A 15,729-nucleotide genomic window follows, 5' to 3' on the forward strand; every position below is an offset into this window, starting at 1 on the left:
ACACGCAGGGTAGCGACTGTCGCTAACCTCGACGCCATGCCGTCGTACGTCGCCTTCCTGCGCGCGATCAACCTGGGTGCCAACCGCAAGTTCCCCAAGGACGCCATCAAGGCTGCCGTCGAGGGCGCCGGCTTCACCGACGTGGAGACGCACATCAACACCGGCAACGTCAGGCTGACGACCGCGATGCGGTCGACCGCGAAGATCGAGGTCGCCCTCGAGGACGCGTTCCTCGCCGACCGTGGCTTCGAGGTGCCGACCATGGTGTTCACCACCGCGGAGTTCGCGCAGATCGGGCGCGACGCCGAGGAGCTGCACGCGCCCGAGCTGAGCCGCCACTACGTCTACCTGCTCAAGGAGCCGCTCACCGCCGACGCAATGGCGACCATCGACGGGCTGGCCCGCGACGGGCACCGCGCCGTGGTGCGCGGCCGGGCCTGCCACCTGCTGATGGGGGAGGGCTACCGGGAGGGCACGGTCGACCCGATGAACGTGGCCAGGCACCTGGGCGTGGCCACGAACCGCAACTACAACGTGGTGACCACGCTGGCCGCGAAGTGGTGCGCGTCGTGACCTCCTGAGATTTCCCGAGCCGGCCGGCAACCTTTCGGTGCCGGGCTGCGTCCATGTCTGTAGGGCCACCGGCGCGGTCGGTGCCGCACGTCCGGACGACTCGGGGGAACGAACATGGGACTCAACCTGGCCACGCGCATGTGCATCGCCGGAGGCGTGGCGCTCACGGGCGCGTTCGTCGTACCCCTGGCCGCGCCGGCGACGGCGGCGCCGCACACCTGCCACGGTCTGCGGGCCACCATCGTCGGCACACCCGGCAACGACACGATCAACGGCACCCGGCACCGGGACGTGATCGTGGGCCTGGCCGGACACGACGTCATCAACGGCGGCGCTGGTGACGACGTGATCTGTGGCGACGTCGGCGCCGACCGGCTCGACGGTGGTGCCGGCAACGACAGGCTGTACGGCGGGCAGGGTGCGGTCATCGACGACTACGACGACGTCGAGGGCCCGCTGCCCAACGACGTGCTGCGCGGCGGCCCCGGCGACGACGTGCTCCAGCCCGGCACGTCCACGACGTACAACCTCGACAAGCGGATCACCTACAGCACCTCGGCCACCGCGATCCGGGCCAACCTGGCCACCGGCGTGGTCACCGGCGAGGGGCGTGACCGGGTGCCGACGACAGGACGGTTCGAGTTCTTCGCCTCGCCGCACGACGACGTCGTGCAGGGCAGTGGTCGGAACGACAAGATCTGGGGCGGATCGGGCGACGACGTGATCCGCGCGGGCGCCGGCGACGACTCCCTCGGTGACGGCACCTACAACCAGCTCCAGCGGGCCGATCGTGACCTCCTCGACGGGCAGGGCGGCAACGACTCCCTGATGGGCAGCAAGGGTCACGACACGCTGCTCGGCGGTGACGGCAACGACTACCTCGACGACCACGGGGCCGGAGTCGACCGCCTCCTCGGTGGAGCCGGCAACGACGAGATCTGGGACGTCTTCTCCCGCGGCACCAGCCAGGAGGTCGACGGCGGGCCGGGGAAGAACCTGCTGACCTTCGAGTGGACGAAGCCGGGTGCCGGCGACCCGGCGTACACCCGCCTGGTGATGAACCTGGCCACCGGCGCGAGCAACTTCGTGGGCGAGGGCGCCTTCACCGTGCGCAACGTGACCGACGTGCAGGCGTTCCTGCTCAGTCGTGGTTCATGGACGGTCACCGGCACCGCCGCGGCCGAGCGGTTCCGGGCGGGACGGTCGCTGCGGCTGATCGCGCGCGGCGGTGGGGGTGATGACGTCCTCGAGGGCGGTGCGCTCGACGACGTGATCAGCGGCGGGGCCGGTCGTGACCGGGCCTACGTGGGCCCGGGCAGGGACACCTGCACCTCCGTGGAACGCGTCACCGGACCGGCCTGCGAGATCGTCAGCTGACCTTCTCGAGCTGGACCCGCTCCAGGTCACGCACCGACTTCGAGGTCAACGTGACCAAGGCCACCGCGGCGTACACGATCGCGCTGAAAACTAGCACGTCGCGGTAGCCGAACCAGCTCCCGAGTGGGCCGTAGACCAGCTGGCCCAGGGGCATCGCGACGAACGAGCCCAGTGCGTCGTACGAATAGGCGCGCGAAAGAACAGCCTCGTCGATGTTCTCCTGCATGGCCAGGCTCCAGCCGATCCCGAAGACCTCCATGCCGGCGCCTGCGATGAACGTCGCGCCAATCAGCGGGAGCAGGTGCGGGTCGACCCCGAGCATCAGCAGCGGTACGGCGAAGCAGGTCATGCCGAGCATGCCGGCGCGCAGGGGGAACCTGAGCGAGACGCGCAGCATGACCACGGTCATCAGCAGGAGCCCGATGGCTTCGGCGGAGACCGCGTAGCCCCAGCCCTTCTCGCCGATCGTGGCCTTGGCGACGACCGGTCCGAGGGTGAACCAGGCGCCGGCGTGGATCGCGTTCAGGATGCCGAAGGCGAGCACGATGACCCACAGCCAGGTGTGGCCGGTGAACACCGACCAGCCCTCCTTGAGCTCACGGATCATGTTCGGTGCGGCGTCGCCGGAGCGGTCGCGCTGGGGGATGTGCAGCCGGGTCAGGCACAGTGAGGCGATCAGCCAGGTCAGTGCATCGACGGCCAGTGCCCAGCCCGAGCCGACGGTCACCACGAGCAGGGCGGCGATCGACGGGCCGATGATGGCCAGGCCGCCGCGCGTCATCGAGAGCAGCACGTTGGCCGGCTGGAGCTGGTTGCGTGGCACGAGCTGGGGTACGACGCTCGCCATCGCCGGGAAGCTGGCTGCCGCGACGGTGCCGTTGATCGCCTCGAGCACGATCAGCTGCCACAGCTCGGCGTTGCCGGAGATGACCAGCCAGGCCACGATGCCCTGCGTCAGTGCGGCGACGAGGTTGGAGACCTGCATGACCAGGGCCCGGTCGATGCGGTCGGCGATCACCCCGCCGATCAGCAGGAACAGCACCAGCGGGATGCTGCGTGCGGCCAGCACCTGGCCCAGCGCGCTGGCGGTGTTGCTGACGTCGAGCACGGCGAAGGCCAGCGCGATCGGTGCCATCATCGAGCCGGTGGTGCTGATGAAGCGGGCCGCGAAGTACCAGCGGAAGTTCGTCTCGCGCAGGGGGGCGAAGGAGGCGCTCCAGCTCATCGCACGTCCTCCCCGGTCGTGTCCTGCGTGGTCTTGTCCTCCATCAGGAAGGCCAGTGACGTGAGGTTGGCGTGCAGCGTGCCGGGCGTGCGCGGCGGCTGGGCCGCGGAGTGCATCAGCGACGAGGCTGCCTCGACGTGCTGCATCACCTGCTCCCACACCTCGGGCTCGACCCACATCTCGGCGTCCGAGAGCAACGTCCTGGTGCCGCTCCTGCGCTGGCCGAACCGGCGTACCAGTTCCTCGGCGACGGCCCGGATGTACATCTGCGGGTCGTCTTCGGTGGGTTCCACACCGGATCCGTCGGGACGGGCCTCGTGCTGCCACGGGTGGCGATAGCGCTTGGCGATGCCGCCGCGGATCTTCTCCTCGCCGGCCACCACGATCTCGCCGGCGTCGACCAGGACGCGCAGGTGGTAGCTGGCGTTGGCATGGGTCAGGTCCATCTCACGGGCCACCTCGGCGGCACTCATGTCGGTGCTGGTCAGCAGGGACAGCATCTGCAACCGGACCGGGTGGGCGATCGCCCGCAGGGCCGAGACCGGCGTCTTCTCGTCGCTCATGTCGACTCACTCTCAAAGGGTTCTTGGGGAGTGTGTCGCAGGTCGCCCTCGACTGTCAAGCACTTGTTGGGGAGTTGTTGGAAATCAAGAACTGCCGGCTCGCGCATCAAGGATTGCCGGTTGGCGACGCAAGACTTGCCGGCTCGCGCATCAAGCATTGCCGGTTCGTGGGACTAGGTTGCGGGGATGACGAACCAGGTTCCGGGGCTGCAGGTGACCGAGTCCGACGGCGTGCTGACGATCCGGTTCGACCGGCCGGAGGCGCTGAACGCCTTCACCGGCGAGATGGTGGTCGGCACGGCCGGGCTGCTCAACGAGGCGAGCGTGCGTGACGACGTACGCGTGGTGCTGCTGACCGGCACGGCCGGTGCGTTCAGCACCGGGGCCGACATCGCGGGGGAGAACGCCCACGAGGGGTTCGACGTGCGCGCCCTCGACGCGGCCAACCTGCTGATCCGCGCCGTCGTGCAGTGCGACAAGCCCGTCGTGGCCGGGGTCAACGGCATCGCCGCCGGCGTCGGGCTCTCGGTGGCCCTGGCCTGCGACCTGGCCGTGTGCGCCGAGTCGGCCGCGTTCCTGCTGGCGTTCGCGCGCGTCGGCCTGATGCCGGACGGCGGCTCGTCGGCCACCGTGGCCGCCTCGATCGGCCGGGCCCGGGCGATGCGTCTGGCCCTGCTCGCCGAACCGCTCCCGGGCCGCGAGGCGTACGACGCCGGGCTGGTCTCCCACGTCTTCCCCGACAGCGAGTACGCCGACGGGCTGGCCGGCATCGTCAAGCGGTTGCGCCACGGTGCCCCGCTGGCCCAGGCCGCGACGAAGCGGGCCGTCAACGCCGCGACACTCGCGCAGCTCGAGGCGTCACTGGAGAACGAGCGCACCACGCAGACGATGCTGTTGCGCACGGCCGACGTGGCCGAGGGCATGCGCGCGTTCGGCGAGAAGCGTCACCCGCACTTCACGGGCGAGTGAGGGTCGACCGACGTTGACGATCAGCCGACGTTGACGCCGGCCTCGCGCATCTCGGCCAGGGCCCGCTCGGTCGACTCCGGCGCCACACCCGCACAGAGGTGGGGGAGCAGGCGCACCGTGAAGCCCTCGGCCGCCGCGTCGAGGGCGGTGGCCCGCACGCAGTGGTCGGTGGCGAGGCCGCACACGTCGACCTCGGTCACCTCGTGCTCACGGAGCCAGCCGACCAGCCCGTGACCGTTGGCGTCGCGACCCTCGAACCCGGAGTAGGCCGCGACGTACTCGCCCTTGAGGAAGATCGCGTCGAACGGCTGTGGGTCGAGGTTGGGGTGGAACGCCTCGCCGTCGGTGCCGACCTTGCAGTGCACCGGCCACGAGTCGACGAAGTCGGGGTCGTCGGACCAGTGCGCGCCGGGGTCGATGTGATGGTCCTTGGTGGCCACCACGTGGTCGTAGTCGGGGGCGTCGGGACCCCGGGCGCTCCACAGGTGGAGGAGCTCGGCGACGTCGTGGGCCACCTGGGCCCCGCCGGCCACGGCCAGGGAACCGCCCTCGCAGAAGTCGTTCTGGACGTCGACGACGATCAGTGCGCGCTTCATGGACCGAGGGTAGTGCGCACGGCATGCCTCGGGCCACCGGGTGCGGTGGGTGAGCCTGATCGGCGACAATGGATCGATGTCGTTGCAAGCGGCGGGCCTCGGGCCCGCGCAGGAGAATGCCTACCGGCTGCTGGTGCGGGTCGGTGAGGCGCCGGCCGCCCACGTGGCCGAGGTGCTCGGCCTGGCCGAGACCGAGGTGCGAACACTGCTCGAGGACCTGCAGTCCGTCGGACTGGTCACCTCCGTCGGAGGTGAGCCGCGCCGCTACGCACCGACCCCGCCGGACGTGGGCTTCGCACCGTTGCTCCGCAGCGGCATGGACGCGCTGGACCGGGCCCGCATCACGGTCAACGAGCTGACCGAGGAGCACCGGGCGTCGATCCGCCGCCGCGACGCCAACCAGCTCGTGGAGGTGATCAGCGGCACCGACGCGATCCGCCAGCAGCTGCGCAACCTGCAGCTGTCGACCCGCTCGGAGATGCTGTGGTTCTGTCGCGCCGGCGTGGTGGCGATGCCTTCGGCAGACAACGACGAGGAGTTCGCGATGCTGGCCCGCGGCGTCAGCTACCGGGTGATCTACGAGCAGGCGCTCCTCGAGGAGGCCGGGATGCTCGACAGCCTCGCCCAGGGTGTCCGGGCCGGCGAGGTGGCGCGGGCCGCGCCGTCCCTGCCGGTGCGGATGGCGATCTCCGACCGCTCGATCGCCCTGTGCCCGTTGGTGCCGGGTCGCGACGGGGTCAGCGAGCCGACGGCGGCACTGGTGCGCGACAGCAACCTGCTGACCGCGTTGCTGGCGCTCTTCGACAGCTACTGGTCGGGGTCCTCGCCGCTGCTGGCGCCGCCCGAGCCCGGCGAGACAGCCCTCGTCGAGGCCTCCCCGACCGACCCTTTGGCGGACGAGACCCGGGCCCTGCTCTCGCTCCTGGTCGCCGGGGTGAGCGACAAGGCGATCGCGACCCGGCTCGGGATGAGCGTGCGCACCGTGCAGCGCCGGATCAGTGAGGTGATGACGCTGACCCACGCCCAGACCCGGATGCAGCTCGCCTGGCAGATCTCTCGCCGTGGCTGGCTCGATGACCCCGGGTCCGGGGACGTGGGTCCGCTCAGCTGATCCCGTAGGCCCGCATCACGGTCTGCTCGATGCTGTTGCCGTCGGCGTCCTTCGCGTGCACCCGCAGCGAGACGTGGTCGGCCGTGCGTGAGTGCCTGAGCAGCGTGCGCCAGCCGTCCTTGCCCCACTTGAGGAGGCCGAGCCGCTGCCAGGTCGCGCCGTCGTCGTACGACACCCAGGCTCGTACGTCGGCCAGGCGAGCGAGGTGCGGAGCGTCCACCCGCCCGATCGAGAGCTTCAGGGCCCCGATGCTGCCTGCCCTGACCTCGTGGTCGAGCCCTGCCGGAGTGTCGTAGTCGACCTGCAGCAGCGGTAGTTCAGTCGATCCCGAACCCGGCCGCTCCGAGTGGAACCTCCAGGTCGTGTCCGTGCGGGTCGAGAACTCCCAGGTGGTGTCCTTGGTGCGTTCGACCGCGAGGTCGAGACGGTAGTCCGCCGGCCGCTGACCGACGTCGTAGCTTCCCCAGGCCTGGTCGTCGGAGGCAATCAGCAGCTCGTTCTCGTACAGGTGCATGGTGGTCTCCGAGGCCTTGGCGCGGTCGTACGTCGTACCGCCGTTGCCGGCGAGCTCGGCGACCTTGAGCTCGAGGGCGTCGCCGGTGCGGGTCGGACGGTTGCCGGCCGGCACCGCCGGGCGGACCACCGGGCCGAACCAGTCGTAGGTGACCTTCTCGCCGGGCCGATAGGTCCTGATCCCGTGGACCGCGCCGGTCGTGATCGGGTTCATCGTGTCCCAGCTGTAGAAGTGCAGGACGTGCTGGCGCCAGAGCGTGTCGGCCGCGCCGCTCGAGATCGTCTCGGTGCGCTGCTGCGGGGTGTGCAGGTCGCGCTGCGACTCGATGATCGTGTAGGCCTGCCACGGACGCCACGCGAAGCGCTGCTCCTTGGCCCAGGGCTCCCCGCCCATCTCGGCGTAGCGCGCGGTGACCGTCGCGCTGTTCCTGCGGGTCACCTCGTGGACCACCTGGTCGGGGACCCGGCCGTCGGAGACCTGCACCACGTCGTAGGTGTAACGACTGTCCTCGACGCCCGAGACGCGCAGGTCGACCCGCCCCTGGGCCATGCGGTCGGTGAGCAGGTCACGTTCCTTCGGCGAGAGCACCAGCACGGGCAGCGCCAGACGGGTGCCCCGGCCGGTGAACTTCGTCCACCACTGGGTGCCTTCCTTCGGCGCGATCAGCAGCATCGCCACGCCGGCGTCGACCGCCGCCTTGACGTCCTGGCTGCCCTTGCCTGCCGGGTGGACCAGGGCGATCTTGCCGGCGACGTCGAGGCCGGCGTAGTCGGCGGCCTTGCCAGCCCCGGCTTCGACCACCTCGAGCTGCCGGCTCCCGGTGACGGTCGGGGAGTAGCGCTCCAGGGCCGGCAGCAGGGTCAGCGGCTTGCGCCCCACGGTGGTCGCGGTGACCATCGGCTCGGCCAGCTGCCAGCGCGAGGTGAACTCGAACTCGCCGCCCTTGGCGTGCTCGGTCGGGGTCACCCAGATCGAGCGGGTGTCGTCGAACTTCTGCACACTGTGCGTGATCGTGCGCCCGGCGATCTTCCGGTACGCCGAGTAGCCCAGGTTGCCGCGGGGCGTGGTCGGGAGCGGTGTGCGGACCTGCACCCTCGTCGCCTTGCGGGCATCGAGCACGACCTCCATGTCGCCGGTCACCTCGAGGTCGGGATCGATGATCGCGACCCCGGAGTTCTCGTCGTCGACGTCCGGAGTGACCATCGCGCTGAGGAAGTAGTCCCCCTCGCCCACCTCGACGGTCACCTCGCGGTCCTTCCAGACGTGCACGAGCGTGTCGAAGCGCGGGTCCTCACCGGTGAGCACCACCGGTGTCGCAGTGATCGACTCGCCGTCGAAGCCCACCGCCCGGAAGGTGACCTCGTGGGTGGGTGCGGCCTTCACCGCACCGATCGTCGTGTGCACGACGACGTCGCCACTTGTCGCGACCAGCTGGCCGGCGTACCGTCCGCGCTCGAGCTTCGTGGGGTCGAGGGTGAGGGTGACCTCCGCGGTGCCGCCGGCCGGCACGACCACGGTGTCGCTGGCCAGGGCCAGCGAGCCCTCGGCGGGCGCGTCGCCGCCGAGGTCGGTGACGTCGAGATCGAGGTCGAGGGTGACCTCTGTGTCCCCGGTGTTGGTCCAGGTGATCTGTCGGGTCACGGCGTCGGTCTGGCCGTCGCTGATGTCGCCGAGGTTGACCGTGCCGGTTCCGTGCACCGCCTGGGTGACCGCGCGCGCCACGTCGACCCGGCCACCGCCCTGCTCGTGCTCGGTGAGATCACCCGGGAGGGCAGTGCTGATCAGGGCGTCCTTGAGCTGCTCACCGGTCCAGTCCGGGTGCTGCTGCGCGAGCAGTACGGCGGCGCCGGCGACGTGTGGTGCGGCCATCGAGGTGCCGCTCGCCCTGGTGTAGAGGGCGTCGACCGGGGTGCCCATCGACGTACCGGAGGCGCGGGCGGCGACGATGTCGACACCGGGTGCGGTGAGGTCGGGCTTGATGGCGAGGTCCCCGAGGCGGGGGCCGCGGCTGGAGAAGTCCGCCAGCGACTCGTCACGATCCACCGCGCCGACCGTGAGCGACGCGTCAGCGCTGCCGGGGGTGCCGATCGTGGAGGCGCCCGGGCCGTCGTTACCGGCGGAGACCACGAACAGGGAGTCGCTGCTCGCGCTGAGCTCGTTCACCGCCTGGCTGAGCGGGTCGGTGCCGTCGGTGGGGCCTCCGCCGAGGCTCATGTTGACCACGTCGGCGTCGGCCGCGACGGCCCACTCCATCGCCTCGATGATGTCGGACTCGTATCCGTTGCCGGTGTCGTCGAGCACCTTGCCGGACAGGATGTCCGAGCCCGGCGCGACACCCTTGCGCTGGCCGTCGGAACCGTCACCGCTGCCGCCGATCGTGGCGGCGACATGGGTGCCGTGGCCGAAGCGGTCGGCCACGGTGGCACTGTCGGAGAAGTTGCGTGACTCGCTCACCCGCCCGGCCAGGTCGGGGTGCTCGGTGTCGACGCCGGTGTCCAGCACGGCGACCTTGACGCCCGCGCCGTCGAAGCCGGCCTCCCAGGCGGTCGGGGCACCGATCTGCGCCACGCTGCGGTCCAGATCGGCGCGGACCCGGCCGTCGAGCCACAGCTTCCGCACGCCGGCCGCCATCCGGGCCGTTCCCGGTTGCGTCAGGGAGGTCCAGAAGTCTGCGGCCTCGTCCTTGCGGACCTCCATCACCCGCCCGTCGACGCTCTCCAGCGTGGCGCCCTGGTCCGCGCCGTCCAGCGTGGACAGTCCGCGCATGGTGCCGGAGGTGGTCGCGATCAGGGGCAGCGTGTCGGCCGCCGCGTCGTCGTACCCGTCGGCGAGCAACAGGTCGATGTTGAACAGGTCGTCGTCGAGGCGGCCGGCAGCGAGCAGCGGTACGGCGTCGCCGGGCAGCACGTGCAGCTCTCCGTCGATCTCCAGCTGGTGGAAGTCGACACCGTCCCGGCCCGCGGCGGGTTCGATGACGACCGAGCTGTGGCCGCCGGTCTCGTCGCGGACGTGCACCCGGTCGCCGGTGACCAGGGTGACCGTGTCGTCGGCACCGCGGCCGGGACCAGCGGCGGCCCCGGCCGGGCCGGGGGCGGCTCCGCCCGGGGAGCCGGTGGCCGGGCCCGTGGTCAGGCCTGAGGTCAGTCCGGCGACGACCAGGCCCAGGCCGGTCAGCGCAGCCAGTCGACGGACGCGGGTGGAGGAGGAACGGCGGTGCGGCATGCCAGGGAGTCCTTCGTTTACCAGGGAGCTCGGGGAGCTCGTCTGTCTGCACTCTCCCTGCGTGGCGGCACCCGTGTCAGCGGTCGCGGGTGCCGCAGTTGCGACATGGCGCAACCGCGACAACCCGCGCGGGTTCAGCCGCCGATGTGCTGGGTCTCCAGGACCGGCTCACCCTTGCTGAGCATCTGGGCCGGCAACGGCAGCTCGGCCATCGACGAGGCATGGCGTTCGCGAGCCTGCGCCAGCGTCTCGCGGCCCACGATCTCGCCACCGCTGACCAGCGGCACCAGGAGGGGACGGTCGTTGCCGTCGTTCTCCGGCGGCTCGCCGATGCCGACCACCTCGGCCTGCGCCCGGCCGTCGGGGCCGAGCCGGCGCAGGGCGAACTTGCGACCGCCGATCGAGATCTTGTCCTTGCTCTTCTTCGCCACCGACACCATCTCGCCGTCGTCGCCCTCGCGCGCGACCAGCTTGTAGACGAAGCCACAGGTCGGGTGTCCGCTGCCGGTGACCAGCTGCGTGCCCACGCCGTACCCGTCGACGGGTGCCGCGGCGAGCCCGGCGATGGCGTACTCGTCGAGGTCGCTGGTGACGATGATGCGGGTCTGCGTCGCGCCGAGCTCGTCGAGCTGCTTGCGCACCTGGTGGGCCAGCACGCCGAGGTCGCCGGAGTCGAGGCGTACGGCGCCCAGCTCGGTGCCGGCCAGCTCGACACCCAGGCGTACCGCCTCCTCGACGTCGTAGGTGTCGACCAGCAGGGACGTGCCCTTGCCGAGCGACGCGATCTGCGCGCGGAACGCGTCCTCCTCGGTGTCGTGCAGGAGCGTGAAGCTGTGTGCGGAGGTGCCCGCGGTCGGCACGCCGTACCGCTCCCGGGCTGCAAGGTTGGAGGTGGTCTCGAAACCGGCGATGTAGGCCGCACGCGCGCATGCCGCGGCGGCCTCCTCGTGCGTGCGTCGAGAGCCCATCTCGATGCACGGGCGCCCCTGGGCGGCCATCGTCATGCGCGAGGCCGCACCGGCGATCGCCGCGTCGTGGTTGTAGATCGAGAGCAGCACCGTCTCGAGGACGACGGCCTCCGCGAACGTCGACTCGACCACGACGAGGGGGGAGTAGGGGAAGTAGGCCTCGCCCTCGGCGTAGCCCCAGATGTCGCCGGAGAAGCGGTAGTCGGCCAGCCAGTCGAGGGTGGGGCCGTCGACCACGTGGCCCTCGCGCAGCACACCGAGGACGTGGTCGTCGAAGCGGAAGCGCTCGATCGCGTCGAGGGCCCGGCCGACCCCCGCGACCACGCCGTACCGGCGTCCCTCGGGAAGCCGTCTCGGGAAGAGCTCGAACACGGAGCGGCGATCGGCCGTGCCCGCGGCCAGGGCGGCCTGGAGCATCGTGAGCTCGTAGTGGTCGGTCAGCAGGGCGGTCGAAGAGGCGCCGGATGAGTCGGTCACGCAGGACACTGTGCCACGATGTAGCCGTGTCAACAGCGAGCCCCGCACATGCGGATCCCGACGTCGAGGAGACGGTCACTCCCGACGAGATCACGTTCCTGGCCAAGCCGTGGGTGACGATCGTGTGGAACGACCCGGTCAACCTGATGTCCTACGTGACCTACGTGTTCGGCAAGTACTTCGGCTACGACCGGAAGAAGGCCGAGAAGCTCATGCTCGAGGTGCACGAGGACGGCCGGTCCGTGGTCTCGACCGGTACCCGCGAAGAGATGGAGCGCGACGTGCAGGCCATGCACGAGTACGGCCTGTGGGCCACGATGGAGAAGGCATGAGCGGGTTCGCCCGGCACCGCAAGAGCCGCAGCATCATCGCCAACTTCACCGGGTTCGAGGCGGAGCTGTTGCGCTCGCTGGCTGCCCAGCTCGTCGAGCTGCTGCGCAACGAGGCCGCCGTACCCTCCGAGACGACGGACCCGTTCGAGGCGATGATGGACTTCTCCGGCCCGACGAACGAGCCCGAGGACCCGGTGCTGGCCAGGTTGTTCCCGTCGGCGTACGCCGAGGACGAGGAGGCCTCCGCCGAGTTCCGCCGGTTCACCGAGGGGGCCCTGCGTGACGGCAAGTCGGCGGCCGCGATCGCGATCATCGACGGCCTCGAGGAGGCCGGCCTGCCCCAGGAGCTGACCGAGGACGGCCTGCACTTCGACGTCGAGCTCGACGAGCCGACCGCCGAGACGTGGATGCGCTCGTTCACCGACCTGCGGCTCGCGTTGGCCACCCGTCTCGGTGTCGAGGACGGCGACGAGGCCTACTGGCACAGCCTCCCCGACGACGATCCCGAGGCGCAGGCCCACGACATCTACGAGTGGGTCGGCTATCTGCAGGAGACCCTGGTCGAAGCCCTGATGGACTGACCGGGCGTCAAGAATTCCCGGTTCGCGCATCAAGAACACGCGGTTCGCGCATCAAGGACACACGGTTCGCGCATCAAGAACACGCGGTTCGTCAGATGACGCCGTGGGCCAACATCGCGTCGGCGACCTGGATGAAGCTCGAGATGTTGGCGCCGGCGACGTAGTTGCCGGGCTGGCCGTAGTGGTCGGCGGCCTCGGCACAGCGGGCGTGCAGGTCGACCATGATCTGCTCGAGCCGCTGCTCCGTGTGGTCGAAGTGCCACGAGTCGCGGGAGGCGTTCTGCTGCATCTCGAGCGCGCTGGTCGCGACACCACCGGCATTCGCGGCCTTGCCCGGGGCGAACAGCACGTCGTTCTCGACGAGCACCGCCACCGCGTCCGGCGTGCACGGCATGTTGGCGCCCTCGGCGACGGCGAGCACGCCGCCGGCGACCAGGGCCTTCGCGTGGTCGGCGGTGAGCTCGTTCTGGGTCGCGCAGGGGAGTGCGATCTCGCAGGGCACCTCCCACACCGAGCCGTCGGCGTGGTGCGTGGCGTTCGGACGCTGGTCGGCGTAGTCGGTGAGGCGGCCGCGGTCGACCTCCTTGACCTGCTTGAGCAGGGCGAGGTCGAGGCCGTCCTCGTCGACGACGTAGCCGCCGGAGTCGGAGCACGCCACGACGTGGGCGCCCAGCTGCTGCGCCTTCTGGGCGGCGTAGATCGCCACGTTGCCCGAGCCCGAGACGATCACGCGGCGGCCGGAGAGCTCCAGCCCGCGGGTGGCGAGCATCTCGCGGGCGAAGATCACGGTGCCGTAGCCGGTGGCCTCGGTGCGCACCTGCGAGCCGCCGTACGCCAGGCCCTTGCCGGTGAGCACGCCGGACTCGTAGCGGTTGGTGATCCGCTTGTACTGCCCGAACAGGTAGCCGATCTCGCGGCCGCCCACCCCGATGTCGCCGGCGGGGACGTCGGTGTACTCGCCGATGTGGCGGTAGAGCTCGGTCATCAGCGACTGGCAGAAGCGCATGACCTCCGCGTCGCTGCGGCCCTTCGGGTCGAAGTCGGAACCGCCCTTCCCGCCGCCGATCGGCAGCCCGGTCAGGGCGTTCTTGAAGATCTGCTCGAAGCCGAGGAACTTCACGATCCCGAGGTTGACCGTCGGGTGGAAGCGCAGGCCACCCTTGAACGGTCCGAGCGCGGAGTTGAACTCGACGCGGAAGCCGCGGTTGATGTGGATGTCGCCGGAGTCGTCGGTCCACGGCACCCGGAACATCAGCTGGCGCTCGGGCTCGCAGAGGCGCTCGATGATGCGGCCCTCGACGTACTGCGGGTGGGCCCTGACGACCGGGTTGAGGCACTCGAGCACCTCGCGGACCGCCTGGTGGAACTCGGACTCTCCCGGGTTGCGGGCGAGAACGGTCTGCAGGGCGGTGTCCAGGGTCGGGTCGAGTTCAGCCATGGCCGCAGGCTACGTGGCGTTGTGAGGTTGTGAGGTCGCGTCTCAGGGCCGGGCTCCGGTCGAGGCGGCTTCGCCGCTTCACCTACCCTTGGGACCGTGTTGACCATTGACCAGGCGACGTACGACGCGATCGTCGCGCACGCGAAGCGGGACCACCCTGACGAGGCCTGCGGCATCGTCGCCGGGCCCGAGGGCAGTGACCGTCCCGTGCGGTTCATCGAGATGGTCAACGCCGCGGGCAGTCCGACGTTCTACGAGTTCGACTCCACCGAGCTTCTCGCGCTCTACAAGGAGATGTGGGACAACGACGAGGAACCCGTCGTCGTCTACCACTCGCACACCGCCACCGAGGCCTACCCGAGCCGCACCGACATCGGGCTGGCGAGTGAGCCGAACGCCCACTACGTGCTCGTGTCGACACGCGAGCACGGGAATAACGACGGTCCCGTGGAGTTCAGGTCCTACAGAATCATCGACGGTGAGGTGACCGAAGAAGAGGTCACCGTCACCACCACCGAAACAAGGCATCCCGCCTGATGAGGAGACTTGGCTGATGGCCATCGAAGTTCGGATCCCCACCATCCTGCGCACCTACACCAACGGTGAGAAGGCCGTGAACGCCGAGGGCGCCACGCTCTCCGCGCTCATCGCCGACCTCGAGGCCAACCACCCCGGCATCGGCGACCGCCTCCTCGACGACGGTGACCTGCGCCGCTTCGTCAACGTCTACGTCAACGACGAGGACGTCCGCTTCATCGGCGGGCTGGAGGCCACCCTCAACGACGGCGACCAGGTCGTCGTCCTGCCTGCCGTCGCCGGCGGATGACCCGCTTCGACAACCTCCTGGAGTCCGTCGGCGGCACGCCGCTGATCGGGCTCCCTCGGCTGTCCCCGAGCCCCGACGTCCGCATCTGGGCCAAGCTCGAGGACCGCAACCCGACCGGCTCGATCAAGGACCGCCCGGCCCTGAAGATGATCGAGCAGGCCGAGAAGGACGGGTCGCTCCGCCCCGGCTGCACGATCCTCGAGCCGACGTCGGGCAACACCGGCATCTCGCTGGCGATGGCCGCCAAGCTCAAGGGATACCGCCTGGTCTGCGTGATGCCCGAGAACACCTCCGAGGAGCGTCGCCTCCTGCTGCGCATGTGGGGCGCCGAGATCGTCTCCTCACCCGCGGCCGGCGGCTCCAACGAGGCGGTCCGGGTGGCCAAGCGGGTCGCCGAGGAGCACCCCGACTGGGTGATGCTCTACCAGTACGGCAACCCCGCCAACGCCCTCGCCCACGAGGAGGGCACCGGCCCCGAGATCCTGGCCGACCTCCCCGAGATCACCCACTTCGTCGCGGGCCTGGGCACCACCGGCACCCTGATGGGCGTCAGCCGCTTCTTCCGCTCCGCGAAGCCGGACGTGAGGATCGTCGCGGCCGAGCCGCGGTACGGCGAGCTGGTCTACGGACTGCGCAACCTCGACGAGGGCTTCGTCCCCGAGCTGTACGACGCGTCGCTGATCGACTCACGCTTCTCGGTCGGCCCGCGTGACGCCGTACGCCGGGTGCGCGAGCTGCTCGAGCTCGAGGGAATCTTCGCCGGCATCTCGACCGGCGCGATCCTGCACGCCGCCATCGGCCAGGCCGCCAAGGCGGTCAAGGCGGGGGAGTCGGCCGACATCGCGTTCGTCGTGGCCGACGCGGGCTGGAAGTACCTCTCCACCGGGGCCTACGAAGGCACGATCGACGAGGCCGAGGACCGCCTCGAGGGCCAGCTCTGGGCCTGAGCGGTCGACG

15 protein-coding genes are annotated in these 15,729 nt (G+C 70.3%); 9 read left to right on the forward strand and 6 right to left on the reverse strand.

Annotated features, from left to right (window positions below):
- Positions 1-36: 36 nt before the first annotated feature.
- Together ASD30_RS00560 and ASD30_RS00565 are read left to right on the forward strand one after the other, a co-directional pair.
- Entirely contained in the window at positions 37-573 is a 537-nt protein-coding gene (locus ASD30_RS00560; RefSeq protein WP_056675382.1) for a DUF1697 domain-containing protein, read from the forward strand.
- A 114-nt stretch (positions 574-687) separates the two neighbouring features.
- On the forward strand, positions 688-1,950 hold the full coding sequence (locus ASD30_RS00565; RefSeq protein ID WP_056675386.1) for a calcium-binding protein: 1,263 nt from the start codon (positions 688-690) through the stop codon (positions 1,948-1,950).
- Here ASD30_RS00565 and ASD30_RS00570 read toward each other — a convergent pair.
- Together ASD30_RS00570 and ASD30_RS00575 are read right to left on the reverse strand one after the other, a co-directional pair.
- On the reverse strand, positions 1,943-3,175 hold the full coding sequence (locus ASD30_RS00570) for an MFS transporter (RefSeq protein WP_056675389.1): 1,233 nt from the start codon (positions 3,173-3,175) through the stop codon (positions 1,943-1,945). The genes ASD30_RS00565 and ASD30_RS00570 overlap by 8 nt on opposite strands.
- Positions 3,172-3,738 carry an ArsR/SmtB family transcription factor gene (locus ASD30_RS00575; protein WP_082563460.1) on the reverse strand — a complete coding sequence of 189 codons (567 nt, stop codon included), beginning with the start codon at positions 3,736-3,738 and terminating at the stop codon, positions 3,172-3,174. Before ASD30_RS00575 ends, ASD30_RS00570 begins: the two co-directional genes overlap by 4 nt.
- Positions 3,739-3,924: 186 nt before the next feature.
- Between ASD30_RS00575 and ASD30_RS00580 the strand changes: the two genes are divergently transcribed.
- Entirely contained in the window at positions 3,925-4,707 is a 783-nt protein-coding gene (locus ASD30_RS00580) for an enoyl-CoA hydratase (RefSeq protein ID WP_056675392.1), read from the forward strand.
- 20 nt (positions 4,708-4,727) lie between these two features.
- On the opposite strand, the gene ASD30_RS00585 is transcribed toward ASD30_RS00580, so the two are convergent.
- Complete coding sequence (locus ASD30_RS00585; RefSeq protein WP_056675395.1) at positions 4,728-5,303, reverse strand: nicotinamidase; 576 nt, start codon at positions 5,301-5,303, stop codon at positions 4,728-4,730.
- A gap of 76 nt (positions 5,304-5,379) precedes the next feature.
- Here ASD30_RS00585 and ASD30_RS00590 point away from each other — a divergent pair, with 76 nt between their 5' ends.
- Positions 5,380-6,414, forward strand: coding sequence for a helix-turn-helix domain-containing protein (locus tag ASD30_RS00590; RefSeq protein ID WP_056679024.1), 1,035 nt, complete (start codon positions 5,380-5,382; stop codon positions 6,412-6,414).
- Here ASD30_RS00590 and ASD30_RS00595 read toward each other — a convergent pair.
- Entirely contained in the window at positions 6,407-10,150 is a 3,744-nt protein-coding gene (locus ASD30_RS00595) for a S8 family peptidase (protein ID WP_056675398.1), read from the reverse strand. The two genes, ASD30_RS00590 and ASD30_RS00595, sit on opposite strands and share 8 nt — an antisense overlap.
- 134 nt (positions 10,151-10,284) lie before the next feature.
- Positions 10,285-11,604, reverse strand: a complete 1,320-nt coding sequence (locus ASD30_RS00600) for a nicotinate phosphoribosyltransferase (RefSeq protein ID WP_056675402.1) — start codon at positions 11,602-11,604, stop codon at positions 10,285-10,287.
- 17 nt (positions 11,605-11,621) lie between these two features.
- Here ASD30_RS00600 and clpS point away from each other — a divergent pair, with 17 nt between their 5' ends.
- Together clpS and ASD30_RS00610 are read left to right on the forward strand one after the other, a co-directional pair.
- Positions 11,622-11,927: an ATP-dependent Clp protease adapter ClpS gene (clpS, locus tag ASD30_RS00605; protein ID WP_056675405.1), complete on the forward strand. Its 306-nt coding sequence runs from the start codon at positions 11,622-11,624 to the stop codon at positions 11,925-11,927.
- Entirely contained in the window at positions 11,924-12,508 is a 585-nt protein-coding gene (locus tag ASD30_RS00610) for a DUF2017 domain-containing protein (protein WP_056675408.1), read from the forward strand. Before clpS ends, ASD30_RS00610 begins: the two co-directional genes overlap by 4 nt.
- A gap of 91 nt (positions 12,509-12,599) precedes the next feature.
- On the opposite strand, the gene gdhA is transcribed toward ASD30_RS00610, so the two are convergent.
- Complete coding sequence (gdhA, locus tag ASD30_RS00615; RefSeq protein WP_056675411.1) at positions 12,600-13,946, reverse strand: NADP-specific glutamate dehydrogenase; 1,347 nt, start codon at positions 13,944-13,946, stop codon at positions 12,600-12,602.
- A gap of 96 nt (positions 13,947-14,042) precedes the next feature.
- On the opposite strand from gdhA, the gene ASD30_RS00620 reads away from it, so the two are divergent.
- The 3 genes from ASD30_RS00620 to ASD30_RS00630 are packed head-to-tail and all read left to right on the forward strand — an operon-like array spanning position 14,043 to position 15,719.
- Entirely contained in the window at positions 14,043-14,483 is a 441-nt protein-coding gene (locus ASD30_RS00620; RefSeq protein WP_056675414.1) for a Mov34/MPN/PAD-1 family protein, read from the forward strand.
- A gap of 16 nt (positions 14,484-14,499) precedes the next feature.
- Positions 14,500-14,772 carry a MoaD/ThiS family protein gene (locus ASD30_RS00625; protein ID WP_056675417.1) on the forward strand — a complete coding sequence of 91 codons (273 nt, stop codon included), beginning with the start codon at positions 14,500-14,502 and terminating at the stop codon, positions 14,770-14,772.
- On the forward strand, positions 14,769-15,719 hold the full coding sequence (locus ASD30_RS00630) for a PLP-dependent cysteine synthase family protein (protein ID WP_056675419.1): 951 nt from the start codon (positions 14,769-14,771) through the stop codon (positions 15,717-15,719). The genes ASD30_RS00625 and ASD30_RS00630 overlap by 4 nt, the downstream gene beginning before the upstream one ends.
- Positions 15,720-15,729: the final 10 nt, after the last annotated feature.

Source organism: Nocardioides sp. Root140 (assembly GCF_001426745.1).
Taxonomy (GTDB): domain Bacteria; phylum Actinomycetota; class Actinomycetes; order Propionibacteriales; family Nocardioidaceae; genus Nocardioides.

Bases quoted from the DNA above. Each gene is read 5' to 3' on its own strand.
- ASD30_RS00560 (WP_056675382.1), top strand. From the start codon at position 37: ATGCCGTCGTACGTCGCCTTCCTGCGCGCGATCAACCTGGGTGCCAAC.
- ASD30_RS00565 (WP_056675386.1), top strand. From the start codon at position 688: ATGGGACTCAACCTGGCCACGCGCATGTGCATCGCCGGAGGCGTGGCG.
- ASD30_RS00570 (WP_056675389.1), bottom strand. From the start codon at position 3,175: ATGAGCTGGAGCGCCTCCTTCGCCCCCCTGCGCGAGACGAACTTCCGC.
- ASD30_RS00575 (WP_082563460.1), bottom strand. From the start codon at position 3,738: ATGAGCGACGAGAAGACGCCGGTCTCGGCCCTGCGGGCGATCGCCCAC.
- ASD30_RS00580 (WP_056675392.1), top strand. From the start codon at position 3,925: ATGACGAACCAGGTTCCGGGGCTGCAGGTGACCGAGTCCGACGGCGTG.
- ASD30_RS00585 (WP_056675395.1), bottom strand. From the start codon at position 5,303: ATGAAGCGCGCACTGATCGTCGTCGACGTCCAGAACGACTTCTGCGAG.
- ASD30_RS00590 (WP_056679024.1), top strand. From the start codon at position 5,380: ATGTCGTTGCAAGCGGCGGGCCTCGGGCCCGCGCAGGAGAATGCCTAC.
- ASD30_RS00595 (WP_056675398.1), bottom strand. From the start codon at position 10,150: ATGCCGCACCGCCGTTCCTCCTCCACCCGCGTCCGTCGACTGGCTGCG.
- ASD30_RS00610 (WP_056675408.1), top strand. From the start codon at position 11,924: ATGAGCGGGTTCGCCCGGCACCGCAAGAGCCGCAGCATCATCGCCAAC.
- gdhA (WP_056675411.1), bottom strand. From the start codon at position 13,946: ATGGCTGAACTCGACCCGACCCTGGACACCGCCCTGCAGACCGTTCTC.
- ASD30_RS00625 (WP_056675417.1), top strand. From the start codon at position 14,500: ATGGCCATCGAAGTTCGGATCCCCACCATCCTGCGCACCTACACCAAC.
- ASD30_RS00630 (WP_056675419.1), top strand. From the start codon at position 14,769: ATGACCCGCTTCGACAACCTCCTGGAGTCCGTCGGCGGCACGCCGCTG.